General features: G+C 50.7%; 21 protein-coding genes. 4 read left to right on the top strand and 17 right to left on the bottom strand.

Features of this window, described 5'->3' with window-relative positions:
• Nucleotides 1-60 precede the first annotated feature (60 nt).
• The 9 genes from H1D31_RS08305 to zwf all read right to left on the bottom strand — a co-directional run bounded on the left by H1D31_RS08305 (nt 61) and on the right by zwf (nt 10,795).
• Nucleotides 61-906, bottom strand: coding sequence for an HDOD domain-containing protein (locus tag H1D31_RS08305; RefSeq protein ID WP_261257650.1), 846 nt, complete (start codon nt 904-906; stop codon nt 61-63).
• 234 nt (nt 907-1,140) lie between these two features.
• Entirely contained in the window at nt 1,141-2,586 is a 1,446-nt protein-coding gene (gene nhaD, locus H1D31_RS08300; protein ID WP_261257647.1) for a sodium:proton antiporter NhaD, read from the bottom strand.
• Nucleotides 2,587-2,809: 223 nt separating this feature from the next.
• Nucleotides 2,810-3,277 carry a Dps family protein gene (locus tag H1D31_RS08295; protein WP_008608545.1) on the bottom strand — a complete coding sequence of 156 codons (468 nt, stop codon included), beginning with the start codon at nt 3,275-3,277 and terminating at the stop codon, nt 2,810-2,812.
• 176 nt (nt 3,278-3,453) lie between these two features.
• On the bottom strand, nt 3,454-5,052 hold the full coding sequence (locus tag H1D31_RS08290) for an ABC-F family ATPase (protein ID WP_008949208.1): 1,599 nt from the start codon (nt 5,050-5,052) through the stop codon (nt 3,454-3,456).
• Between the two features lie 131 nt (nt 5,053-5,183).
• Entirely contained in the window at nt 5,184-5,828 is a 645-nt protein-coding gene (locus H1D31_RS08285; protein WP_065954746.1) for a bifunctional 4-hydroxy-2-oxoglutarate aldolase/2-dehydro-3-deoxy-phosphogluconate aldolase, read from the bottom strand.
• Between the two features lie 3 nt (nt 5,829-5,831).
• Nucleotides 5,832-6,800 (bottom strand): glucokinase, encoded by a 969-nt coding sequence (locus tag H1D31_RS08280; protein WP_261257643.1) that lies wholly within the window; start codon nt 6,798-6,800, stop codon nt 5,832-5,834.
• Nucleotides 6,793-8,625 carry a phosphogluconate dehydratase gene (gene edd / locus H1D31_RS08275; protein WP_261257641.1) on the bottom strand — a complete coding sequence of 611 codons (1,833 nt, stop codon included), beginning with the start codon at nt 8,623-8,625 and terminating at the stop codon, nt 6,793-6,795. The genes H1D31_RS08280 and edd overlap by 8 nt, the downstream gene beginning before the upstream one ends.
• 9 nt (nt 8,626-8,634) lie before the next feature.
• A complete protein-coding gene (gene pgl / locus H1D31_RS08270; protein WP_261257639.1) occupies nt 8,635-9,348 on the bottom strand; it encodes a 6-phosphogluconolactonase in 714 nt (237 codons plus the stop codon).
• Nucleotides 9,326-10,795, bottom strand: a complete 1,470-nt coding sequence (gene zwf, locus H1D31_RS08265; protein WP_261257637.1) for a glucose-6-phosphate dehydrogenase — start codon at nt 10,793-10,795, stop codon at nt 9,326-9,328. Before zwf ends, pgl begins: the two co-directional genes overlap by 23 nt.
• 302 nt (nt 10,796-11,097) lie before the next feature.
• On the opposite strand from zwf, the gene H1D31_RS08260 reads away from it, so the two are divergent.
• Together H1D31_RS08260 and pyk are read left to right on the top strand one after the other, a co-directional pair.
• The gene (locus tag H1D31_RS08260) at nt 11,098-11,955 is read left to right on the top strand and encodes a MurR/RpiR family transcriptional regulator (RefSeq protein ID WP_261257635.1); all 858 of its coding nucleotides are present in this window, start codon (nt 11,098-11,100) and stop codon (nt 11,953-11,955) included.
• Nucleotides 11,956-12,084: 129 nt separating this feature from the next.
• Nucleotides 12,085-13,521 carry a pyruvate kinase gene (pyk, locus tag H1D31_RS08255; RefSeq protein WP_261257633.1) on the top strand — a complete coding sequence of 479 codons (1,437 nt, stop codon included), beginning with the start codon at nt 12,085-12,087 and terminating at the stop codon, nt 13,519-13,521.
• 62 nt (nt 13,522-13,583) lie between these two features.
• On the opposite strand, the gene H1D31_RS08250 is transcribed toward pyk, so the two are convergent.
• Complete coding sequence (locus tag H1D31_RS08250) at nt 13,584-14,555, bottom strand: DMT family transporter (protein ID WP_261257631.1); 972 nt, start codon at nt 14,553-14,555, stop codon at nt 13,584-13,586.
• Between the two features lie 157 nt (nt 14,556-14,712).
• Here H1D31_RS08250 and H1D31_RS08245 point away from each other — a divergent pair, with 157 nt between their 5' ends.
• A complete protein-coding gene (locus H1D31_RS08245; protein WP_261257629.1) occupies nt 14,713-15,708 on the top strand; it encodes an ATP-dependent 6-phosphofructokinase in 996 nt (331 codons plus the stop codon).
• Between the two features lie 61 nt (nt 15,709-15,769).
• On the opposite strand, the gene H1D31_RS08240 is transcribed toward H1D31_RS08245, so the two are convergent.
• From H1D31_RS08240 to H1D31_RS08225, 4 genes are all read right to left on the bottom strand, one after another.
• Nucleotides 15,770-16,588: a LytR/AlgR family response regulator transcription factor gene (locus H1D31_RS08240; protein ID WP_008608557.1), complete on the bottom strand. Its 819-nt coding sequence runs from the start codon at nt 16,586-16,588 to the stop codon at nt 15,770-15,772.
• Complete coding sequence (locus tag H1D31_RS08235; RefSeq protein WP_008608559.1) at nt 16,581-17,669, bottom strand: sensor histidine kinase; 1,089 nt, start codon at nt 17,667-17,669, stop codon at nt 16,581-16,583. The genes H1D31_RS08240 and H1D31_RS08235 overlap by 8 nt, the downstream gene beginning before the upstream one ends.
• A gap of 135 nt (nt 17,670-17,804) precedes the next feature.
• Nucleotides 17,805-18,272 carry a DUF962 domain-containing protein gene (locus H1D31_RS08230; protein WP_008608561.1) on the bottom strand — a complete coding sequence of 156 codons (468 nt, stop codon included), beginning with the start codon at nt 18,270-18,272 and terminating at the stop codon, nt 17,805-17,807.
• Nucleotides 18,273-18,359: 87 nt separating this feature from the next.
• Nucleotides 18,360-18,758 carry an acyl-CoA thioesterase gene (locus H1D31_RS08225; RefSeq protein ID WP_008949198.1) on the bottom strand — a complete coding sequence of 133 codons (399 nt, stop codon included), beginning with the start codon at nt 18,756-18,758 and terminating at the stop codon, nt 18,360-18,362.
• Nucleotides 18,759-18,956: 198 nt separating this feature from the next.
• On the opposite strand from H1D31_RS08225, the gene H1D31_RS08220 reads away from it, so the two are divergent.
• Nucleotides 18,957-20,723, top strand: coding sequence for a M61 family metallopeptidase (locus H1D31_RS08220; protein ID WP_261257622.1), 1,767 nt, complete (start codon nt 18,957-18,959; stop codon nt 20,721-20,723).
• Here H1D31_RS08220 and H1D31_RS08215 read toward each other — a convergent pair.
• The 3 genes from H1D31_RS08215 to H1D31_RS08205 all read right to left on the bottom strand — a co-directional run bounded on the left by H1D31_RS08215 (nt 20,716) and on the right by H1D31_RS08205 (nt 22,734).
• Nucleotides 20,716-21,561: a M23 family metallopeptidase gene (locus H1D31_RS08215; protein WP_261257620.1), complete on the bottom strand. Its 846-nt coding sequence runs from the start codon at nt 21,559-21,561 to the stop codon at nt 20,716-20,718. The genes H1D31_RS08220 and H1D31_RS08215 overlap by 8 nt on opposite strands.
• Complete coding sequence (locus H1D31_RS08210) at nt 21,521-22,381, bottom strand: 6-pyruvoyl trahydropterin synthase family protein (RefSeq protein ID WP_261257618.1); 861 nt, start codon at nt 22,379-22,381, stop codon at nt 21,521-21,523. Before H1D31_RS08210 ends, H1D31_RS08215 begins: the two co-directional genes overlap by 41 nt.
• Nucleotides 22,382-22,476: 95 nt before the next feature.
• The gene (locus tag H1D31_RS08205; RefSeq protein ID WP_008608567.1) at nt 22,477-22,734 is read right to left on the bottom strand and encodes a hypothetical protein; all 258 of its coding nucleotides are present in this window, start codon (nt 22,732-22,734) and stop codon (nt 22,477-22,479) included.
• Nucleotides 22,735-22,914: the final 180 nt, after the last annotated feature.

Genomic DNA, 22,914 nt, shown 5'->3' with positions numbered 1-22,914 from the left:
TCATTCCGGGATTAACAAGATACCGCCGGTCACACCGGCGGTATAGGATTGATTAATAGATTAATAAATAGTACTGATCCGGGGGTTTAGCACAGATAAGATAAAAAGCCCTTCGGTATTGCAAAAGTCGACCGCCTTCAGCAAATCTGCCTGCTTAAGCTGTAGCAGCTCGAATAGAAACGGATCGACCAGGGTCTTAATGTTATATAATTCAGGATGTTGATTTGCAAGTGCCAGACGCACCGACAAATAGACAATTAGCTCTTCCTTTGAACGTGCTTCAAACTGGCTGTTATGTTGTAAAGCCAGAGGTTCAACAATGGCATCGGGTAACTGCCATAAATTCAGCAATTCAGCACCGCAGCTGGCATAAGTAAACCCCAGCACCCTTTGCTGCAACTGCCAGGGCTTAAGCTCAGTCGTATACTTTTCACAGCTGCTGGCCAGTTCAGGATCAACCTGAGCCACCACTAACTCCCCAATATTATGCAGCAAACCCGCCACATACACTCTGTCAGCCTGCTTTAATGCCAGATGGTTGGCCAGGTAGCGCGCAATCAGCGCCGCATTGACGCTTTGCTCCCAGAACCGGTCCAGATCAATGGCTGAAGTAGAGATTTGGCTACAGGCTGAGCTGATACCAATACTTAGGATCAGGTTATAAACCTGCGTTTTACCAAGTACCAGCAAGGCTTTGCTGACAGAGTCAACCTGGTAGGGCAAGCGGTACACTGCTGAGTTGGCAAGTTTCAGAAGCTTAGATGTCAGTACCGGATCCAGTAAAATCACCTCAGCGATATCATCCAGACTCGCCGTATCGGATTCCATCAACTCCCGCACCCGGAAATAACTGTCAGGTAAAGAAAATAGCTCTACTACATTCTGCGCATACTGTAACGCATTCATCTTAGCTTCTCCGGTTGTCACAACCTACTGACTGAGTAACGCAGCGTTTGATACAAACTGACCACACTGCGGCGAACACCTTTTTACTAAGTGTCGCTGTTGTGATGAATTTTACAAGGTTTTCCGGAAAAATCTTAGTAGTTTTTTCGCCAGCTGCACTGGACAGACCCCGGCCATAAAAAACGCAGCCACCAAGGACTGCGTTTTTCGGATCAAGCCAGCGACTGAATAGCGTCAGCCGTATACGTCAAATAAGCTGGCATTTAACCACAGGTGCGCAAAAATCGAGGCGATATAGCCCAAAGCAATTACCGGAGCCCATTTCAAATGACCGGCAAAGGTATACATGCCTCTGGCCTGGCCCATTAATGCCACCCCAGCGGCAGAGCCAACCGACAGCAGGCTACCGCCTACCCCGGCAGTAAGTGTAATCAGCAGCCACTGGCCATGTGACATCTCCGGTTGCATCGTCAGCACCGCAAACATCACCGGAATATTATCAATCACTGCAGAAATGACACCTAAGGCAACGTTGGCATTAGTTGGGCCCCATTGACTATAAAGCAGGTCGGACATCACGGCCAGATAGCCCAGAAAGCCCAGGCCGCCAACACACATCACTACACCGTAGAAAAACAGTAAGGTATCCCATTCGGCACGTTGAACCTTACTGAATACATCAAAAGGCACCACGCCACCTAAGCGCCGTAAACGTTCCATATCCCCCGCCCGCTCTGCCATAGCGCGTTTACGGGCCAGCGAACCCGGTAACGTCATACGCAGGAAATAACCAAAGAACTGCAAATAGCCCAGTCCCATCATCATACCCAGTACCGGTGGCAGATGCAGGAAGGTATGACAGGCGACAGCTGTGGCAATCGTAAATAAAAACAGGCAGACAATACGGATCGCGCCACGTTTTAACTCCACATCTTCTTCAATGGCATTAGGCTTACGTTTTTCAATAAAGAAACTCATAATCGCCGCCGGGATCAGGAAGTTGACCATTGACGGGATAAAGAGCACGAAAAACTCCTGAAATTTCACCATCCCCGCCTGCCAAACCATTAGCGTCGTAATATCGCCAAAGGGGCTAAAGGCACCACCGGCATTGGCTGCGACCACAATATTAATACAGCAGAGGTTAATAAAGCGTTTGTCTCCTTCGGCTACCTTCATTACCACAGCACACATCAGTAGAGCTGTTGTCAGGTTATCGGCCACCGGCGAGATAAAGAAGGATAAAAAGCCGGTGATCCAGAACAGGTTCTGATAGCTAAAGCCCTTGCGAATCATCCAGGCACGCAGCGCATCAAATAGCCGGCGCTCTTCCATGGCATTGATATAGGTCATCGCGACCAGCAGGAATAACATTAACTCGGCGAACTCGAGCAAGTTATGTCTGAAAGCATCCTCGGCTACATTCGGCATGCCATTTTGCACATAGACCCAACCAATCAGGATCCAAATCAGACCTGCTGCAACCAGCACCGGTTTCGATTTGCGCATATGCAACTTTTCTTCGCCCATCACCAGCGCATAAGCCAGCACGAAAATGGCGATACAAATAAAACCGATAGTTGAAGATGTCAGGGAGAGCTCACCAGCTGCCGCTGCCAGAGCGGCGGGGCTGGCCAGCAACAGCGCGGCACAGCAGGACAAAACACTTAACGTTCGCATGATTAAACCTGTTACTTTTTTGCACAAATTTAGTTGAGGGTAAGTTGCCCGTAGGCTGGGCGGCCGGATGGTAACACATCCGGGCGCTAAGAATGTCAGATGAATGGCAAAAATACCACGATAAAATGCAGAATTAGACCAAAGTGGTACAGAGTTGCTTAAAAAGAAAACAGGGAGCCAAGGCTCCCTGTTTTATCTGGGTATAATAACGTTAATATTGTGCTTAAGCGATTAGACTACGCAGCATCCAGGCATTTTTCTCATGCACAGTCATGCGCTGAGTTAATAGATCCAAGGTTACCTCATCTGAGGCACCATCGGCGACCGGCACTATAGAGCGAGCTGTTTTGGCAATGGCTTCCTGACCTTTTACCAGATCTTTAATCATCTCTTCTGCGGCTGGAATACCATCCGCTTCTTTCAGATTGGTCAGCTTGGCGTACTCTTTATAAGAGCCCGGTGCAAATTCGCCCAGCGCTCGGATACGCTCGGCGATTTCATCAACGGCCAACGCCAGTTCATTGTACTGGGTTTCGAACAGGGTGTGCAGCGTCTGAAACATCGGGCCAGTCACGTTCCAGTGATAATTATGGGTTTTCAGGTATAACGTATAGGTATCCGCCAACAATACAGACAAACCGTGGGCAATGGCTTTACGTTGCTCTTCATCAATACCGATATTAATCTTCATTCGACACTCCCGTTATTTGTTCAGGTATAAAAAGCAATAGCTAAAAAATAGCATAGCTACCTGAATTTCTGAATTAAGTTTTATTTACGTTTATTGATCTGGGGCCTGAAAATAAAAAAAACAACCCCTAAGTCTGGCTTAGGAGTTGTCTGGTAACGGGAAGTCAGCTATTGATGTTAGGCTTGTAAGGCCAGTTGTCGCGCCAGGTATTCGTCATAGCTGCCCACGAAGTCACGCACTTCCTGATCAGTGATTTCAATGATCCGGCTGGCCAGCGATGACACAAATTCGCGGTCATGGCTGACAAATAGTAAAGTGCCCTTGTAATTTTCCAATGCAAGGTTTAGTGATTCAATCGACTCCATATCCAGGTGATTGGTCGGTTCATCCATAATCAGAATATTTGGCCGCTGCAACATCAGCTTTCCAAATAACATCCGGCCCTGCTCACCACCAGACAGCACCTTAACAGACTTTTTAATCTCATCCTGAGAGAATAATAAGCGGCCTAAAATGCCACGGATCGCCTGCTCATCATCTGATGGCTGTTTCCACTGGCTCATCCAGTCAAATAAGGTCATATCTTCAGCAAAATCATGCGCATGATCCTGCGCATAGTAGCCAATATTCACGTTTTCTGACCATTTTACGGTGCCGCTTTCTGGTGTTAAATCGCCAACCAGGCATTTTAACAGTGTCGATTTACCAATACCGTTGGTACCGAGGATCGCCACTTTTTCACCCACCTCAACCGTCAGTTTCAGGTTTTTAAACAGCTTGTGTTCCGTAAAGCCTTTGGTTAGCCCTTCGACTTCTAATGCCAGACGATACAGGCCTTTTTGCTGCTCAAAGCGGATAAAGGGGTTAACCCGGCTGGACGCTTTTACCTCCTCTAGCTTAATCTTATCAATTTGTTTAGCGCGGCTGGTGGCCTGACGGGCCTTAGAGGCGTTAGCTGAGAAACGGCTAACAAAGGTCTGTAACTCGGCGATCTGCGCCTTCTTTTTGGCGTTATCGGCTAATAAACGCTCCCGCGCCTGTGTCGCCGCTGTCATATACTCATCGTAGTTACCCGGGTAAACCCGCAACTCACCAAAGTCCAGATCGGCCATATGGGTACAGACACTGTTTAAAAAGTGCCGGTCGTGCGAAATAATCACCATGGTCGAGTTACGCTCGGCCAATACGTTTTCCAGCCAGCGAATGGTATTGATGTCCAGGTTGTTGGTCGGTTCGTCCAGCAACATAATATCCGGATCAGCAAACAGCACCTGGGCCAATAGTACCCGCAGCTTAAAGCCCGGTGCGACAGCTGACATGGGGCCGTAATGCAGTTCAATCGGAATACCGACACCCAGTAACAGCTCGCCGGCACGTGATTCGGCGGAATAGCCATCCATCTCACCGAAGGCAACTTCTAAGTCTGCAACGCGCATGCCGTCTTCTTCTGACATCTCCGGATCCGCATAGATCCGATCCCGCTCGGCTTTCACCGCCCACAGTTCAGCGTGCCCCATAATAACGGTATCAATCACTGAGTACTGTTCGAAGGCGAACTGATCCTGATGCAGTTTGGCAACACGGTAATTCGGCTCAACAAAGACATTACCAGCAGTAGGCTCTAGCTCACCGCTCAGAATTTTCATAAAGGTTGACTTACCGCAGCCATTGGCGCCAATTAAGCCATAACGGTTACCGTCACCAAACTTAATGGAGATATTTTCAAACAGCGGCTTAGCGCCAAACTGCATGGTTACATTATTGGTAGAAATCACTGCGGGAACCTATTGTTGCTGCCGGAAAAAAGGGGCGTATCATACGCTGTTATGCGGAAAAACTCAAAGTTAGTGCGTTAACAAAACGCAACGGGCCAGAATAGGCCCGTTGCTGGTTAAACTGTATTAAGTTACAGCGCTTCAGCGACGGCCTTGGCGGTCAGCTCAGTGACCTTTGCCCAGTCTTTAGCGGCTACCGCGCTGTCAGGTACGATCCAGGAGCCGCCAACACAACTGACATTTGGCAGTGCCAGATACTCACGGAAGTTCTGCTCGTTAATGCCACCCGTTGGGCAAAACCGGATGTCAGCGAAAGGACCGTGAATCGATTTTAACGTTTTTACGCCACCGGCGGCTTCCGCCGGGAAGAATTTAAAATGGGTATAACCCAAACCTGTGCCTTCCATCAGCTCAGAGATACTGGCGATACCGGGGATCAGCGGAATGCTGGCCTCTTTGCCGGCTTGCAGTAATTCGCGTGTTAAGCCCGGACTGATCGCAAACTTGGCGCCGGCAGCTGCGACTTGTGCCAGTTGTTCCGGATTAGTCACGGTACCAGCGCCAACTACTGCATCTGGTACCTGCTCGGCTAAAAGCTTAATGGCTTCCAGCGCTACTGGCGTGCGCAATGTCACTTCTAATACTTTGATGCCACCCGCTAGTAAAGCTTTCGCCATTGGTACGGCGTCGGCTAAATCTTTAATCACAATAACCGGTACCACCGGGCCCATTGCAAACAACACTGACGGTTGTAACTGCCAATTCGTAAATGCCATAACTTAACCTGCCAATGTTTGTTTTAAATAGACGGCTGCGCCCAGTAAACCCGGCTGCTCAGCGGTGACGATAAAGGTTGGGATCTGTTGATTAAAGCCCGCGAACCGGCCTTTGGCTTCAAAGCGGGCGCGAAACTCGCTGCTACCGAGCAATGGCAGTAACTTGGGTACTATACCACCTGCAACATAGACGCCACCAAAGGTGCTCAAGGTCAATGCCAGATCTCCGGCAACGCTGCCGAGGCTGGCATAAAACTGCGCGACGGCGTCTTTTGCTAATGGCGACTGACCAGATAGCGCCTGTTGACCGATTTCTCCGGCACTAAGCATGGGTACACTTTGCTGTTGATACGCCGCTAACGCCTGATAAATGGCTTCCAAACCCGGGCCAGAGAGCAAACGCTCTGGCGACACATGCCCATACTGTGCTGCGAGTTGGCGCTGAATAAACCATTCCTGCTCAGTTTGCGCCGCCCAGTCGATATGGCCGCCCTCGCCTGGCAAAGGTAAAAACTTACCGTCGACCGGGAGCAAATGCGCGACGCCTAAACCGGTACCGGCACCTAACACCGCCATGGGTTTGCCGGCCTGCGCCTGACCACCGCCAATCTGGATTTTCTGATCCTCTGCCAGCGCGGGTAAACACATCGCCACCGCCGTAAAGTCATTCATCACCAGTAAGGTGTTTAGCTGCAGCTCGGCTTGCATCGCTTTGATCGAGAATTGCCAATGGAAATTGGTCATTTTCACGTTATCGCCGTTCACCGGACAGGCAATAGCAATGGCGACATCTTTAATCGCCGTTAAGCCCAGTTGCTGTTGATAATGTTGTAACGCCGCTGCCAGGGTTGGGAAATCAGCGCACGGATAAACCGCCACCTGATCCAGCGCCAGCGTATCCAGTGCCACCCGGCTAAAGCGGGCGTTGGTGCCGCCAATATCAGCGACGATCGCAAATTGGCGCTCAGCCATGCAGATGCTCCTCCGTGACAAATAAGCTGCAAGCGCCCTGCTCGGCGCCGGTTAACTGCAGACGCATAGCTCCAAACATCTCGCGCCCCATACCGTACAGGTTATGGCTCAGATCCGCTGTTGCCGGGGTACGGGCCGCAAATTCAGCAGCGTCAACCAGCACTTCCAGTTTGCCGGTTTCACCATCGACCAGCAGCAGATCACCGGTTTGAATCCGGGCAATATTGCCACCGTCCAGTGCCTCGGGTGTGACATGGATCGCCGCTGGGACCTTACCTGAAGCACCCGACATCCGGCCATCCGTAACCAGAGCCACTTTAAACCCTTTATCCTGTAACACACCAAGTGGTGGCGTTAACTTATGCAGCTCGGGCATACCGCAGGCTTTGGGGCCCTGAAACCGTACCACCACCACACAATCCTTATTCAGTTCACCGGCTTTAAAAGCGGCTTCCAATTCATGCTGGCTATGAAAAACCACAGCTGGCGCTTTAACCACTTCGGTGCCTGGTCGCAGTGCTGAGGTTTTCAATACCGCGCGGCCGATATTGCCGGATAACACCTGTAATCCACCGGTAGCTTTAAACGGCTTATCAACCGTGGTTAGTACGTCAGGGTCCTGAGATTGAAGCGGTGCATCTACCCAGCGTAATTCACCGTTTTCCAGCAACGGCTGTTGGGTGTAGCGACGTAAACCAAAACCGGCTACGGTCTGCACATCTTCATGTAACAGGCCAGCGTCTAATAGAGTCCGGATCAGGAAAGGCACACCACCGGCATGTTGAAAGTGGTTAATATCAGCCTGACCGTTCGGGTAAATTTTTGCCAGTAACGGTGTGGCGTGTGATAACTCAGCAAAATCGTCCCAATTAACAATAAAGCCAGCCGCGCGGGCCACAGCAATTAAATGCATGGTATGGTTAGTAGAACCACCGGTTGCCAATAAGCCCACTATGCCATTGACCACGACCTTGGCATCGACCAACTTACCAATTGGCAGGTAATCAGTACCCAGATCGGTCAGGCGGGTCACCTGGCGGGCGGCTGCGCGGGTAAGCTCATCACGCAGCGGCGTGTATGGGTTGATAAAAGATGAGCCAGGTAAATGTAGGCCCATCACCTCAACCACTAGCTGGTTAGAGTTGGCTGTACCATAGAAAGTACAGGTACCGGCAGCATGGTAAGATTTTGCTTCCGCTTCCAGCAGCTCCTCTTTACCGACCTTACCTTCGGCAAACAGCTGGCGAACCCGGGCTTTTTCTTTGTTCGGAATACCGGACGGCATGGGGCCGGCGGGCACAAACACAAAAGGCAAATGACCAAAACTCAGCGCCGCTAACAATAACCCTGGCACTATCTTGTCACAGATCCCGAGCATCAGGCCACCATCAAACATATTGTGGGATAAGCCAATAGCTGCTGCCATCGCGATATTGTCGCGGCTGATTAAACTCAGCTCCATCCCCGGCTGGCCCTGGGTCACGCCATCACACATGGCGGCGACACCACCGGCAAACTGTGCCACGCTACCCACTTCGGCCACCGCTTGTTTAATGATTTCCGGGTAGAACTGGTAAGGCTGATGCGCTGACAGCATATCGTTGTAGGACGAGATAATAGCGATATTGGCTTTGGTCAGACTACGCAGGTCGCTTTTCTCAGACGCATTACAGGCGGCAAAGCCATGCGCCAGGTTACCACAACTTAAGGCGCCACGATGTGGGCCCTTCCGGCGGGCTTCTTCCAGCCGCTCCAGGTAAATAGCCCGGCTTTTGCTGCTGCGCTCGATAATGCGGTCAGTGACGCGCTGAATAACTGGGTTCATTCTTTACCTCTAACTTGGCGAGTACAGCACTGCCATTGGCACCGCTGTTTGGTGTAAAAAGGCACGGATCGGCATCGCGAAAACGTCATTCGCGCCCTGCGCTTGCTCCAGCACCGCCAGCTTGCTACTGCCAACCAAATGTAAAAACAACTGCCGGCTTTGTAGTAAGCGCGCTTTACTCAGGGTAATACGCTGATAAGGTGCCGTGGTTGGGCTGGTGGCCAGCACCGCCGGGGCATCATCCGCCATCCCGGCTTTAAGTTCGGCACAACAGGGAAACAAGGATGCGGTATGACCATCTTCACCCATGCCCAGGATCACCGCATCAAAGGTCGGTAAACCGGCCAGCCGTGTACTAATTTCGCTTACCGCTGCGTATGCATCTGCCGCCGGGGCATACAAACTGATAAAACGCGCGGTCGCAGCATAGTTTTGCATTAAGGTACTGCGCACCAGCCGTTCATTACTGTGCTCGGCATCCGGTGGCAGGTAGCGGTCATCGGCCAGTAAAATGGTAACCTTATCCCAGGCCAGTGGTGTACTGGCCAGTTTGGCAAACAACGCCTGCGGTGTACGGCCGCCCGATACCACCAAATAGGCAGCACCACGTTCCGTAATGGCCTGTTCCAGAATCGTCACCAGTTGGCTGGCAAAGGCGGCATTTAAGGCATCAGTATTAGCAAACTGCTGTAATTGCATATTATTCATCCCAGTTGCGCTCATCGCGTGCCATCATTGAAATGGCCGCGACCGGACCCCAGCTGCCAGCCTGATAACTTTTTGGCGGTTCATTACTGGCTTTCCAGGCTTGCATTATGCCGTCGACCCACTTCCAGGCTTGTTCAACCTCATCACGGCGGACGAACAAATACTGATTGCCCAGCATCGCTTCCAGCAATAAACGCTCATAGGCATCGGCAATACGCTGTGATTCGAAAGTTTCATCAAAACTCAGGTCCAGCTTACTTTGCTGCAGGCGCATATGCTCGCCCAAACCCGGGATCTTATTCATCATCTGAATTTCGACCCCCTCATCCGGCTGCAAGCGAATAATCAGTTTATTAGCCGGTAAATCACGGTAAGTCTCGCGGAAAATATTGTGTGGTTGTGGCTTAAAGCAAATCACCACTTCACTGTGCTTTTTCGGCATCCGTTTACCGGTGCGCAGGTAAAACGGCACCCCGGCCCAGCGCCAGTTATCGATATCGACTTTAATCGCTACAAAGGTTTCGGTTTTACTATTGGGCCGTGCACCCTCTTCTTCCAGATAGCCCGGCACCGCCTGTCCGGCGACAAAGCCAGCACTGTACTGACCACGTACGGTTTTTTCCTGCACGTTAGACTGATCGATTTTGCGCAGTGCCTTTAACACTTTTAGCTTTTCATCACGGATACTGTCAGCGTCCAGCCGCGCCGGCGGCTCCATCGCAATCAGTGATAGCACTTGCAACAAATGGTTTTGTACCATATCGCGCATCTGGCCGGCGTCGTCATAATAGCTCCAGCGGCCCTCTACCCCGACCTCTTCGGCAACAGTGATCTGCACATGGTCAATGGCATTATGATCCCAGTTCGACGCAAAAATGGCATTCGCAAAGCGCAGCGCCAACAGGTTCAGTACAGTCTCTTTACCCAGGTAGTGGTCAATGCGGTAGATTTGCGATTCTTTAAAGTATTCAGCAACCTGATCGTTAATCACTTTTGATGATGCCAGATCATGGCCAATCGGTTTTTCCAGCACCACCCGTGATGGTTCAGCGGCTAAACCAGCAGCCGCCAGGCCCCGGCACAGATCCCCAAATAGTGAAGGTGGTGTCGCGAAATAGCTCACCGTAATACGTTTGCTGGGGTCGGTAACGGCAGTTAACTTTTGATAATCGTTAATATTGGTCATGTCCAGCTGCACATAATGCAGCTTGGCGGCTAGAGCCTGCCATACCGTCTCGTCCAGCGCTTCTTTTTTCAGAAAACGCACCAGGTTGGTTTTAACCAGCTCGATGTAGCCATTACGATCCAGGTCATCCCGTGCTACACCGATAATATGTGACTGCTCGCACAGCAAGCCGGCTTTTTCTAATTGGTATAAGGCAGGCAGTAACTTACGGCGGGCCAGATCGCCCTTGGTACCGAATAACACTAAATCACAAGCCTGGTTTGGAGTGGTTGTCATAACTCGCCTTTAAAGAAGATGTAATTTTACAACACTTAGCCCAGTCTAGCGGACTGAAATGCCGTTGTAAACGCCAAATAATGTAATTAAATTACAAAATAACTGGCCTGATGCCTGATTGGATTATTATAGTGTACCCTTGATCGCATTCCGGATAAATTGTGGTAAATTTAATACCGTTTTGTCAGCCCGATTGAAAGCAGACAGCTCAGCTAACAGGCCGTTGTAGCCAAAACGCCGATAAAAACGCACTATAGCATAGCCCTCGAACCCCGGGGACGGACAAGCGCAGGTAATCGCTAATGAATGTACTGGAAAAAATCGTAAGCAGTGTCAACAACTTTAGCAAATCAGAACGCAAAGTTGCCGATGTTATTCTGGCTAATCCCCAGACGACCATCCACAGCAGCATTGCTGCCCTGGCCAAGATGGCCGACGTAAGCGAACCCACTGTTAACCGTTTCTGTCGCCGCCTAGACACTAAGGGATTCCCGGATTTTAAACTGCACCTGGCGCAAAGCCTGGCGAACGGCACCCCCTATGTTAACCGTCATGTTGAAGAAGAAGATGGTCCTGAGGCTTACACCGCGAAGATCTTTGAATCGACAATGGCGGCGCTGGATACGGCACGGCAACGCGTCGATATCAGCGTCATTAATAAAGCGGTTGATGTGCTGACGCAGGCGAAAAAAATCTCCTTTTTTGGTTTAGGTGCCTCGGCCTCAGTGGCACACGATGCGCAAAACAAATTTTTCCGTTTTAATGTCCCGGTAGTCTGTTTTGACGATATCGTGATGCAGCGCATGTCGGCGATTAACAGCACCGAAGGTGATGTCGTAGTGTGTATCAGCCATACCGGCCGTACCAAGAACCTGTGTGAAATTGCCGCCATTGCCAAGGATAATGACGCCACCGTGATCGGCATTACTGCTTATGACAGTCCGCTGGCGCGGGAGTGTTCACTGGTGTTATCGCTGGATGTGCCGGAAGACACCGATCTCTATATGCCGATGGCGTCTCGGGTAGCGCAACTGGTACTGATTGATATTCTGGCCACCGGTTTTACCCTCAGACGCGGCAGTAAATTCCGCGAAAACCTGAAAAAGGTAAAAGATAGTCTGCGCGGTTCACGCTTTGATAAAAAGGATATGTCACTCTGATTTCCGGGGCTTAGGCCCCAATCACATTTAGCTTTGTAATTTTTATTCAGTTTTCAGCTATATTCTGTAATAAAATTACATTAGACTACAGGCACGCTTGATCAAGCGCCTAATCAGCAGGAGTTTCCGATGCCAAGAAGAACAAAGATTGTTGCCACCCTGGGGCCAGCAACCAATAGCCAAGCGACTATAGAGAAATTAATCCAAGCCGGCGCCACAGTGTTCCGGCTTAATTTTTCCCACGGCTCAGCCGAAGACCACAAAGCCCGGGCGCAGATGGTGCGCGCCGCCGCAGAAAAAGTCGGTGCCCATGTTGCAATTCTGGGTGATCTGCAAGGTCCGAAAATCCGGGTTTCAACCTTTAAAAACAATGCGGTGATGTTGGAAGAAGGTCAGGACTTTGTACTCGATGCCAGTCTGCCCAAAGGCGAAGGTGACGAGACCCAGGTGGGTATCGACTACAAAGAGCTGCCGCAGGATGTCAAAGCCGGCGATCTGTTATTACTTGACGACGGCCGTATTCAGTTGCAGGTTACTGCAGTTCAGGGCGAGCGCGTCACGACGTCCGTCGTCGTTGGTGGCAAGCTAAGTAATAATAAAGGTATTAACCGTCAGGGTGGCGGTTTAACTGCGCCAGCCCTCACCGATAAAGATAAGCGCGATATTATTACTGCTGCCGAAATTGATGTCGATTACCTGGCGGTGTCGTTTCCGCGCTGCGGCGACGACCTGCGTTATGCCCGTGAGCTGGCCGTAGCGGCAGGCTCTGAAGCGCGCATTATGGCTAAAGTCGAACGGGCCGAAGCCGTTGCGGATGACGCTACCCTGGATGATATTATTAAGGCCTCAGATGCCGTGATGGTAGCCCGGGGCGATCTGGGTGTTGAAATTGGTGATGCTGAACTGGTTGGCCAGCAAAAGCGCATTATCGCCCGCTCACGGCAGTTAAACCGCATCGTAATCACGGCAACCCAGATGATGGAAAGCATGATTGAAAGTCCGATGCCAACCCGTGCTGAAGTGATGGACGTTGCGAACGCAGTACTGGATGGCACCGACGGTGTGATGTTATCGGCCGAAACCGCTGCTGGTAAGTACCCGATCGAAACCGTCAAAGCCATGGTGCGCGTTTGTAACGGTGCGGAAAAACATCCGTCAGTGCAAAGCTCAAAACACCGGATGAACCTGACGTTCTCTGAGGTTAGCGAAACCATCGCCTTATCCGCGATGTATGCAGCAAACCATCTGGAAGGCATTAAGGCTATCATTACCCTGACCGAGTCAGGCTATACCGCTAAATTGATGTCGCGGATTACCTCACCACAACCGATTTATGCCCTATCCCGCCATACCCGCACTCTGAATAAAATGGCGATGTACCGCGGCGTTTATCCGGCATTCTTTGATAGTACTGAAGTCTCTGCGGCAGAGATGGCGGATAAAGCGATTGACGTGATCCGTGATAAAGCCGGGCTGAAAAGTGGTGATCTAGTGATTATGACTCACGGTGATGTAATGGAGACGGTAGGCGCATCCAATACCTGCAGAATTGTTACCGTAAAATAACGATCTCATTCTGAAGAAAATGGCCCTGATTAGGGCCATTTTTCGTTTACCCGCAGTGCACGTTACAACACATCACGCTGAAGCTTTCGAACCTTACGCGCCGCCCGGTATTGCACAAACTGCGGCGCCAATGCGGTTAGTGCCGAACCTACAACCACCAAACACGCGCCCAATAATGACCAGCCATTTAATTGCTGGGCACTGATCAGCTCTGGCCAGATCCAGGCAAGTACTTTTGCGCTGCCGATAGTCACCAGTGGTGTTATCGCCAGCACAGCACTGACTTTAGAGGCTTCCCAATGATGTAATGCCTCAGCAAAGGCGCCATAAGCCACCACAGTATTCAGACAACAAAACAGTAGTAAACTCCATTGCAATACACTGAACGTCACCAGCGGACTCAGATCCGACACCGGCAGAAAGGCCAGTGCTCCGGCAAAGTAAATCAGATACATTATCTGCTTCGAACTGTAGGTTACCAGTAGCTGCTTTTGCGCCAGCGCATAGGCCGCCCAGGTAACGGCAGCTGCGATCACCAATAATACGCCGAGCGTTTCAGAGCTGGCCTGAGCAATCAACGTCAGCAGACGCTCGTTAAAAAACATTAGTAAACCAGTAACCAAGGTCCAGGCACCAATTTTCTGCCACAGCAATAAGCGTTCTTTAAAAATCCAGATCCCACCTAACATCATTAAGAATGGCGCCAGCTGGATCACGGTTTGCGCCGTTTCCGCGCTTAATCTATCCAAACCGGTTAAATACAAAATATAGTTAAGCAGCAAACCGACAATCGAAATCGCCAGCAACACGGCCAATTTGGGGCGTTTTAACAGAACGAGCGTCGGCAGCTTACCCCTAAAGCCCAACCAGACGCCAACGATGACGGCGGCAGCGAGAAAGCGAATCGCAGTGATGGTATTAGCAGTCACCACCTCAAGTAGAATTTTTAAGGCAATGGGTAACACGCCCCACAGCACAGCAGTGGTAAGCGCAAGCAAAAAGCCTAACAGCGTTTTTCCGGTAATTTGATGCATCAGCGGGATCCTAAAAGCGACTGCACGGACGGCAGTGTTGCTATTGTCGCGCAAACGAACGTACCTGTCCTGTGCTTTTCGTATTCTTGCGACAAATCAAGGTAATCTGCCGACTAACGCTTATACTGATCTCAATTCATCATTAAGGAGCATACAAATGAATAGGATCAAACGTTTGGCGGTACTGACTTCAGGTGGCGATGCGCCAGGCATGAACGCCGCCATCCGCGCGATTCAACTGACGGCTGCCGCCTGCAATATTGAAGTGATTGGCTTTAAACATGGCTATAACGGTTTGTTCGAGCAGGAATATAAGACGCTGCTTGGCCATCATGTACAAAATATAATTCAGCGCGGCGGCACCATTTTGAAAAGTGCCCGCTGCCCTGCACTGCAAACACCGGATGGCCCGGCACAGGCGGCTGCGACCTTGCATCAATTGGATATTGATGCGCTGATAGTGATTGGTGGTGATGGCAGCTTTCGCGGTGCGCTGGAAATTGCCAAACACTATCAGGGGCAAATTATTGGCGTACCCGGTACCATCGATAACGATGTTGATGGTACCGACAACACCATTGGTTATGCCACCGCTATTGATACGGCGCTGGATGCCATTGATAAAATTCGTGACACCGCCGATGCTTTTGAACGGATTTTTTTGGTTGAGCTAATGGGACGCCATAGTGGCTATATTACGCTGTCAGCCGGGATTGCCGCTGGCGCTGAACAGATTATCTGTCCGGAGTTTGGCAGCCTGAGTCCGGATGATCTGCGTTCAGTGATCACGCCTATTCAACACGCACAACTGCTACTGGGTAAAAGTAGTTATATTATTGTCGTTGCCGAAAATAGCTATCCGGGCGGTACCACCGCCCTGGCTGAAGCCCTCAGTCGCGCCATTGGCATTGAATGTCGCGCCTGTATCTTAGGTCATATTCAGCGTGGTGGCAGCCCGGTAGGTGCCGATCGGATCCTAGGCACAAAACTGGGTGCCTTTGCCGTTGAGCAACTGTTACAAGGGGCACATTTGCAAATGGCTGGCGAAATTAATGGTGAAGCGGTGCTGTATCCGCTTTCGAAAACCGGCGAACGCCAGAAAGCTATCGATCCTTTCCTGGTTCGCTGGCAGCAACAAGTTGGCAGTTACTGATAGTAAAAAGGTGCACTCTGCTGCACCTTTTTATTGCGATTAAAAACGAAAGTAGCCGGCTTTAATGACTAAACACCTGCTTTACGCGATCTTTATAACTGCGGCTGACCTTGACTGCCTGGCCATTGGTCAGCACCAGTTGATGCTCCCCATTAGTCAGCATCTGCAGCTTGGCGATGGTATTGACGTTGACAATCGCAGAGCGATGTACCCGCACAAATAACCGCGGATCCAGCTCACTTTCCAGCTCTTTCATGGTGCGACGCAAAATATGGGTTTGACCATCCCGGGTATGGATACACATATAGTCACCGGCGGCATCAACCCAATCAATATCCTGTACCTGTACCCGCGTAATTTCACCGCTGTCTTTAATGCTAATAGCTTCCGGGTAACGGTCATTCACCACTGGCTCGGCTTTATCCAGACGTTCCAGTATATGGTCTGGCTGGTCGCCGGTCAGGCGTGCTACCGCAGCCGCCAGCTGATCGGTACGCTTTTGACTATCAGCAGCATTATGGAAGGTTAATACTTTTTCTACCGCAGCTTTAAGGCGCTCCGGCTCTACCGGTTTTAAGACATAATCAACAGCCTGTACCTCAAAAGCATTAAACGCATAGTGGTCATAGGCCGTAACAAACACAATATAAGGCAGCCGCGTATTTTGCTGCTGCAAGGCTTTTAAAACCGCAAAACCATCCATGCCGGGCATTTCGACATCTAAAAACACCAAATCCGGTGCCGCCGTGCTGATAGCAGCGATGGCATCCGGGCCATTAGCACATTCGGCAACTACCTGCAGCTCAGGAAAAGCCGCCAGGCGCACTAACATACCTTTGCGGGCCAGAGGTTCATCGTCTACTACTATGACTTTAAGCATTGTCCGTTTCCGTTTGTTCTAGTTGTAATGGAATTCTGATATTCACTTTTACGCCACGTGGCTGATTTTGGGTTAGTACCAGCGCAAAATCATTGTCATACAGCGCGGCCAGTCGCTCACGGGTGTTCACCAGCCCGACACCGCTGCCATTATCCGCCGTTTTATCGGCCACAACAATGTCTGGTAACCCCGGGCCATTGTCTGCGACTTCTAACAGCAGGTCGTGACCGAATTTGCGGGCGGTGATCACAATCTCGCCGCCATTAACCTCGCGCGCCACCGCATATTTGATCGCGTTTTCAATCAGCGGCTGCAAGATCAAACTGGGCACCAGCGCTTTCTCAGTACCGGGCTCAATATCAATACCGATCGACAGGCGCTCAGAAAAACGCACTTTCTCTATTTCCAGATACAGCCTGGCAGCGTAGATTTCCTGCTCCAGCGGTACCTTGTTAATGGGATCTTTGTATAAAGAATAGCGTAAAAAATCACTTAACCGACTGACCATTTTATTGGCAGTGTCGTTATCGTTGATCAGCACCAGGGTAGAAATGGCATTTAGTGTATTAAACAAAAAGTGCGGATTGAGCTGATAACGCAGCATTTTTAGCTGCGCTTCATGCGCTTTATTCATCGCAGTCAGCGATTTTTGTTTTTCTGCCTGCAGAGTCTGGTAATACTTGATGCCAAAATACAGACCGCTCCAGCTTAACATTACATAAAACGCCGCCGGCGTATCTTTGATATATAACAGCCAGTCACTGGGCCGGTAACCGTGGCGGTAAATTTCCCAATAGTTAAAATTGCGGATCACTGTCCAGAACATGGCAATCAGTAAGGCGACCACCAACACGGTCAGGATCATCTTCCATGGGTGCCAGGCCCAGATTGAACGATACAGATAGCGCAGCGGTATCGTCAGCAGCCAACCAACATAGGCATCTAAACTGATGACAATCAGATAAGCATCGCGGGTATCCAGCACCAGTGAGCTCAGGTAATTTACAATCGCGAAACCCAACCAGCCCAGGGTGTGTAGGATCCAAAACTGGCGGTTGCGGTCTTCAAACAGCTTATTCAAATTCGATGCCGGAAATTACAGAATAATACGATTATTATACGGTGACTTAGCCACAATGCCGCTACCACCTGCCGTGTTTCGACAGACATTAATCGCAAGCAGGCGGTCGCTTACGATTAACATCTGCTAAGCAGTCTAATAGCGAATGCGTAAGCGTTTTAAAATAAAGCCCAGTAACCAGGCCGGGCCAATCAATAAAAACGCCAGGTCCTGAAAAAACGATGGCTTTTTGCCCTCAATCTTATGGCCGATAAACTGCAGGATCCACATCAGCACAAACACCAGCAGCGATAATTGCCAGATCTCCAGCACACTCTGCTGCTCCAGCGCTCGCAATAAGGTCACCGCTGCTGCAGTAAAGATGGTCATGCCAAGACCAATACTAAAAGACAACAAAAAGTAAAACAGCAGTGCGGGCAGAATCAGCAGTAATGCCCAGTTGATGCCCTGCTCGGCAAAACCAGCAAAGGGCATCGGAATTTGCCACAGCAGCCCCAGCACCGTGATGTAAATAATGGGCACCGCAAACCAGTGGATCAGTTTATTGACGGGATTTTGATGGCTGACAGCGTATTCGCTAAACCATTGCTCGGCTGTTTTCATGACGACCTCTTTTAACGGGGCTTATTTTGAACGAACATAACAAGGTCGGGCCAGTAACACAAGTAGCCCGACACTGCCAGCGGCAAACTAGCCCAGTACTGGTGTCGGTTTACGCTCGTCATCCAGCGCCACAAAGGTAAAACTACCGGAAATGGCTTTATGCTGATTATCGTCGTACATATGCTCAACAAAGATATCGACCTGAACCTTGATACTGGTGCGGCCTACATGCGCCACCCGAGCTACCAACTCCAGAATAGTCCCGGCCGGGATCGATTCTTTAAAGTCGACCCGATCTGAACATACCGTTACTAATGGCTTGCGACAGAAGCGCGTGGCGGCGATAAAGGCGGCTTCATCCATCCAGGCTAAGGCTTCGCCACCAAACAAGGTGTTATGGTGGTTGGTGCGGCCCGGGAACACCGTTTTAGTAACACGCGTAACCGCGTACTCGATTCTTTTTTGGATAAGCGCTTCATTTGCCATAACAAAACCTAATGGTAATATAAAGCTGCTATTATACGTGAAGCGATGATGGCGTGTGGCAATGTCGCTACCGTTTTTGCTGCTTTAAACAGCAGTCGCAGCTGTTAAAGTCAGTGCCTGAACTATGCGCTTAAAACACGTACCTAAAACAGGTAGTCAAAAAGCAAATCAGGTTGCAACAATTTCAACAGGGGAAATATGGACCGCGTTCACTATCGAATCGAACTTAGCGATATCAGCGCACATCAGCTGAGTATCCAGCTGACCTTTATGCCAAGCAGCACCTCGCATGAACTGAGTTTGCCCGCCTGGATCCCCGGCAGCTATATGATCCGCAATTTTGCCCGCCACATTATGCAGATCAGTGCCAGTGATGCCGACGGCGCCTTGGATTTAACACAGTTGGATAAGCAGCGCTGGCAGCTTAGCTGTCGTAATCAGGCGGTTACCGTCAGCTATCTGATCTACGCCAATGATATGTCGGTGCGTGCTGCTTACCTCGACGATGAAGTTGCTATTCTGAATCCTGCTTGTTTATGTCTGGCCGTTAGCGATCAGACTAGCTTGCCACAGCAGCTGGAGCTGATCCGCCCGGGGTTTCGCGTAACCGAAAACTGGCGCGTCGCGACCGCGTTACCACGCTGCAGCGGTACTGCCATGCTGGATTTTGGTCTGTATCAGGCAGCGAACTACTGCCAGCTGATTGATAGCCCACTGCTGCTGGGGCACTTTACGTTGCAACAATTTGCCGTTGACGGTGTACCACACTATCTGGTGGTCAGCGGTCAAAATCATTACGACAGCGCACGTTTACTGGCAGACACCGAGCAACTCTGTCTGGCGCAGCGCGCAGTATTTGGCGGTTTACCGGACGATCTCAGTCATTACTGGTTTTTACTCTGGATCACCGAAAACGGCTACGGCGGCCTGGAACATCAGGACAGCACCTTACTGCTATGCAGTCGCCATGACCTGCCAGCGCCGCAACTTAAAGCGCCGGATGAAGCCTATCAAACCCTGCTGGGATTAATCAGCCATGAGTACTTTCATACCTGGTGGGTAAAACGGTTAAAGCCGGCACCTTTTCATGCTTATCAGTTAGCGCAGGAACAATACACACCGCAGTTGTGGCTGTATGAAGGCTTTACCTCGTATTTTGATGATCTTGCGCTGGTTAAAAGTGGCCGGATCAGCCAAAGCGCTTATCTGACCGCGCTGGAGCAGCTGGTTACGCGGGTTACGCGAAACCCATCCGATAGCCGGCAAAGCTTAGCCGACAGCAGTTTTAACGCCTGGACCAAGTATTATCTGCAGGATGAAAATGCCCCTAACAGTATCGTCAGCTATTATGCTAAGGGGGCCCTGGTGGCGCTGGCCGTTGAGGCCGAGCTACAAGCAGCCGGCACAAACCTCAGTGCCTTTTGCCGAGATTTCTATCAGCAATATCTGGCAACCGGCACCGCCGATCAGAGTTTCTGTCAGGCATTAGCTGCACAGGGTTTCACTGCACTGGCCAATCAGGTTACAGAATGGGTTAACCGCGCCCAGCCATTACCGCTGGCTGAGAGCTTTGCCAAGCTCGGCCTGACGCTAAGCTGGCGTAGCCCACAGCATTTTGACGATACCCATGGCAATAATGAACAAGCGGCAACGGCCAGCCTGGGGTGTAGCCTGAAAGCACAAAATGGCGGCTTAACGGTACAACAGCTCTATCTGGACTCTGCAGCCCATCAGGCCGGTTTGATGGCCGGCGACCAGTTGCTGGCACTGGCTGGCTATAAGGTGACGGAAAAAAGCCTGCTGCAACTGTTAAAGCGGCTGCCTTATGGTTCAGTACAGCCGTTAACGATTTTCCGTAAAGATCGCCTGCTCACCTTATCCTTAACGCTACAGGCGGCGAAGGCGCAGGTCGCGATGCTCAGCGTCGCAGATCAGAACAAGGTTACGTCCTGGTTAACTAGTTAAGCGGGATCCGCTTTGGTGCGGCTGGCGCAAACTCAGGCAATAATAACTGCGGATCCAGTCGCTCCTGGAACCAGTTTATCCGCCAATCCAGATGCGGCCCGGTTACCCGACCGGTGGCACCCACTTCGGCAATTTGCATACCGGCCGTTACCGTATCGCCGACCGCGACATTAAAACGGTGCAAATGCATAAAGGTTGAGGTTACCCCCATGCCATGATCCACGATCAGGGTTAAACCGGAAAAATACAGATCTTCAGCCAGCAGTATCTTGCCATCCCAGGGAGCCAGTACCGGCGCCCCGACGGGTGCCGCGATGTCCAGGCCAAAATGAGGATTACGCGGCTGACCATTAAAAATGCGCTGGCTGCCATAGACGCCGCTGATCCGCCCTGCCGCGGGTTTTAACGGTGTGTCCAGGAATAGCGTTTTCGCGCTAAAGGTTTGCCTTACTTCCCTGACCCGCCGATTATCGCGGGCGATGCGGGCTGTAACCTCTTTTGGCGGTTCAACATATTTTTGTTCGACGCCACTAATGCGTTGAATATCATACTGACGGCCACTAAAGGTCAGCGGGATCTGCTGCCGCTTCCCCTGATGTTCTACCGTTAACTGATGCTTAAATGCGGCATCGCGACCAATGCCAAACACAAAATGCCCCTGTTCACTGACTGCCAGGGGCTGGTCGTTAAACCAAACCTTAGCACCTGACGGCACAGTGGCGCGGATCAGGCTACCCTGGGTTAACTGCCCGTCTAAAACCAGTTCTTTGGCACTGCTACTTGCCAGTGCAGCCCAATTAAGGGCGCACAGCAATAGCGCCTTTGCCCACACCTTCATAAGCTACCACCTTATACGAATGAGTACTGTGCTGCGCCTTTAACGTATCAGCAATAAAGTCGGCCAGACATTCGACCGTGGTATCGCAGGGCACAATTTCACAATGGCTTTGCGGGATACAGAGTTCAAACCAGCCCTGCGACGCCTGATAGCGGAAACTGTAGTCCTGCGCGCCGGGGGTAAGATGTACCAGCTGCTCTGCCGCGACCAGATCGCTCTCGGTACCCAGGTAAATATCCTGCCAGCGCTCCGCCCACCCTTTATTGAGTTTCGGCGCCAGCATATTGTTTTCATAAATCTGAATAGTTGAGCGGTGACCATGGGCAATACGCTGACAGTTACCATCATGCTTTTTCAGGCCATGACTGTAGTGATAATAAAAACCACTGATATTTTCCGGGCGCAGTGTCAGTGTTAGCTGCTCAACATTGGCTGGTAATAACGGCTTAATTTTTTGCTGTAAAAATGCCGTTACCGTCGCTTCATTGATTTCAGTACCAGGGATCACGGCAAAGGCCTGCTCTGGACAGGCTAACTGCAGCAAACCGCGCTCACTCTGATAGCGCAGCAACGTCAGCTCGCCGGTGGTATTCAGCTGCAGTGCCGGGCACTCTGCCGCCACCGCTAATTTATGGTCAACCAGGCTATCGATCGCCTGCTTAATCACCTTTTTCACCTTGCCAAAATCAAACACCATAGCGGTATCGTCCAGCGCGCCTTGCAATTCGACATCGACGATATAACTCTCACCCAGCATGCCGCGCTGGCGGTGCAGATAAGAGAAGTCGATAACGGTAAGATCGCGGACAAATAAAATCATGCTGAATTCCTGGCTTGGCTAGTCACTGATCCGCGCTAGGGCGCGATCATAATACGGCGGCCATTATAGCGCGAAGCAGCAGCAGCGTGCAGCTATTAACGTTTATGCTCATTTAGCCAGCTATTCAAAATGCCAATTTGCCCCAGCTTATGCGCGGCGTACATTAAGCGAATCGCATTGCTGAGCAAGGTACTGTCGTTCCACTGGGTTTTTTCAGCAATTTCCTGATAACACTGCAGTGCCTCCGGTGTTAAATAACCGCGCAGCTCTTTTTTACCACAACCCTTTTGCCGCTCCCGATAACGCCGCTGTTTTTCGGCATTGCTTAGCGCCCTGGCCTTTTCATCACTCATTACACCCTCAACTTATCCACAGCACTCCGGTACCGGTGCGACCTCATACCAGATAGGGATGTCAGTTTAACTATACGAAAATTCGTTGCCAACTTAGCCAGTTATCTGCGATAAAAATAGCAAAGTTGTACAAATCGGACTTGTCTGGCGTACAGCTGTTCGCTAAGCTGACGCAGCATT

Origin of the sequence: Alishewanella sp. BS5-314, assembly GCF_025377695.1 — a bacterium.
Lineage (GTDB): Bacteria > Pseudomonadota > Gammaproteobacteria > Enterobacterales > Alteromonadaceae > Alishewanella > Alishewanella aestuarii.
This window is presented reverse-complemented; position numbering and strand designations above follow the sequence as displayed.

Excerpts from the sequence above, each read along its gene's own strand:
- H1D31_RS08215 (WP_261257620.1), bottom strand. The coding sequence starts at position 21,561 with ATGAAGGTGTGGGCAAAGGCGCTATTGCTGTGCGCCCTTAATTGGGCT.
- H1D31_RS08220 (WP_261257622.1), top strand. The coding sequence starts at position 18,957 with ATGGACCGCGTTCACTATCGAATCGAACTTAGCGATATCAGCGCACAT.
- H1D31_RS08260 (WP_261257635.1), top strand. The coding sequence starts at position 11,098 with ATGAATGTACTGGAAAAAATCGTAAGCAGTGTCAACAACTTTAGCAAA.
- H1D31_RS08280 (WP_261257643.1), bottom strand. The coding sequence starts at position 6,800 with ATGGCTGAGCGCCAATTTGCGATCGTCGCTGATATTGGCGGCACCAAC.
- H1D31_RS08240 (WP_008608557.1), bottom strand. The coding sequence starts at position 16,588 with ATGCTTAAAGTCATAGTAGTAGACGATGAACCTCTGGCCCGCAAAGGT.
- pgl (WP_261257639.1), bottom strand. The coding sequence starts at position 9,348 with ATGAGCGCAACTGGGATGAATAATATGCAATTACAGCAGTTTGCTAAT.
- H1D31_RS08225 (WP_008949198.1), bottom strand. The coding sequence starts at position 18,758 with ATGGCAAATGAAGCGCTTATCCAAAAAAGAATCGAGTACGCGGTTACG.
- nhaD (WP_261257647.1), bottom strand. The coding sequence starts at position 2,586 with ATGCGAACGTTAAGTGTTTTGTCCTGCTGTGCCGCGCTGTTGCTGGCC.
- H1D31_RS08230 (WP_008608561.1), bottom strand. The coding sequence starts at position 18,272 with ATGAAAACAGCCGAGCAATGGTTTAGCGAATACGCTGTCAGCCATCAA.
- H1D31_RS08210 (WP_261257618.1), bottom strand. The coding sequence starts at position 22,381 with ATGATTTTATTTGTCCGCGATCTTACCGTTATCGACTTCTCTTATCTG.
- H1D31_RS08250 (WP_261257631.1), bottom strand. The coding sequence starts at position 14,555 with ATGCATCAAATTACCGGAAAAACGCTGTTAGGCTTTTTGCTTGCGCTT.
- pyk (WP_261257633.1), top strand. The coding sequence starts at position 12,085 with ATGCCAAGAAGAACAAAGATTGTTGCCACCCTGGGGCCAGCAACCAAT.
- edd (WP_261257641.1), bottom strand. The coding sequence starts at position 8,625 with ATGAACCCAGTTATTCAGCGCGTCACTGACCGCATTATCGAGCGCAGC.
- H1D31_RS08205 (WP_008608567.1), bottom strand. The coding sequence starts at position 22,734 with ATGAGTGATGAAAAGGCCAGGGCGCTAAGCAATGCCGAAAAACAGCGG.
- H1D31_RS08285 (WP_065954746.1), bottom strand. The coding sequence starts at position 5,828 with ATGGCATTTACGAATTGGCAGTTACAACCGTCAGTGTTGTTTGCAATG.
- zwf (WP_261257637.1), bottom strand. The coding sequence starts at position 10,795 with ATGACAACCACTCCAAACCAGGCTTGTGATTTAGTGTTATTCGGTACC.
- H1D31_RS08305 (WP_261257650.1), bottom strand. The coding sequence starts at position 906 with ATGAATGCGTTACAGTATGCGCAGAATGTAGTAGAGCTATTTTCTTTA.
- H1D31_RS08245 (WP_261257629.1), top strand. The coding sequence starts at position 14,713 with ATGAATAGGATCAAACGTTTGGCGGTACTGACTTCAGGTGGCGATGCG.
- H1D31_RS08295 (WP_008608545.1), bottom strand. The coding sequence starts at position 3,277 with ATGAAGATTAATATCGGTATTGATGAAGAGCAACGTAAAGCCATTGCC.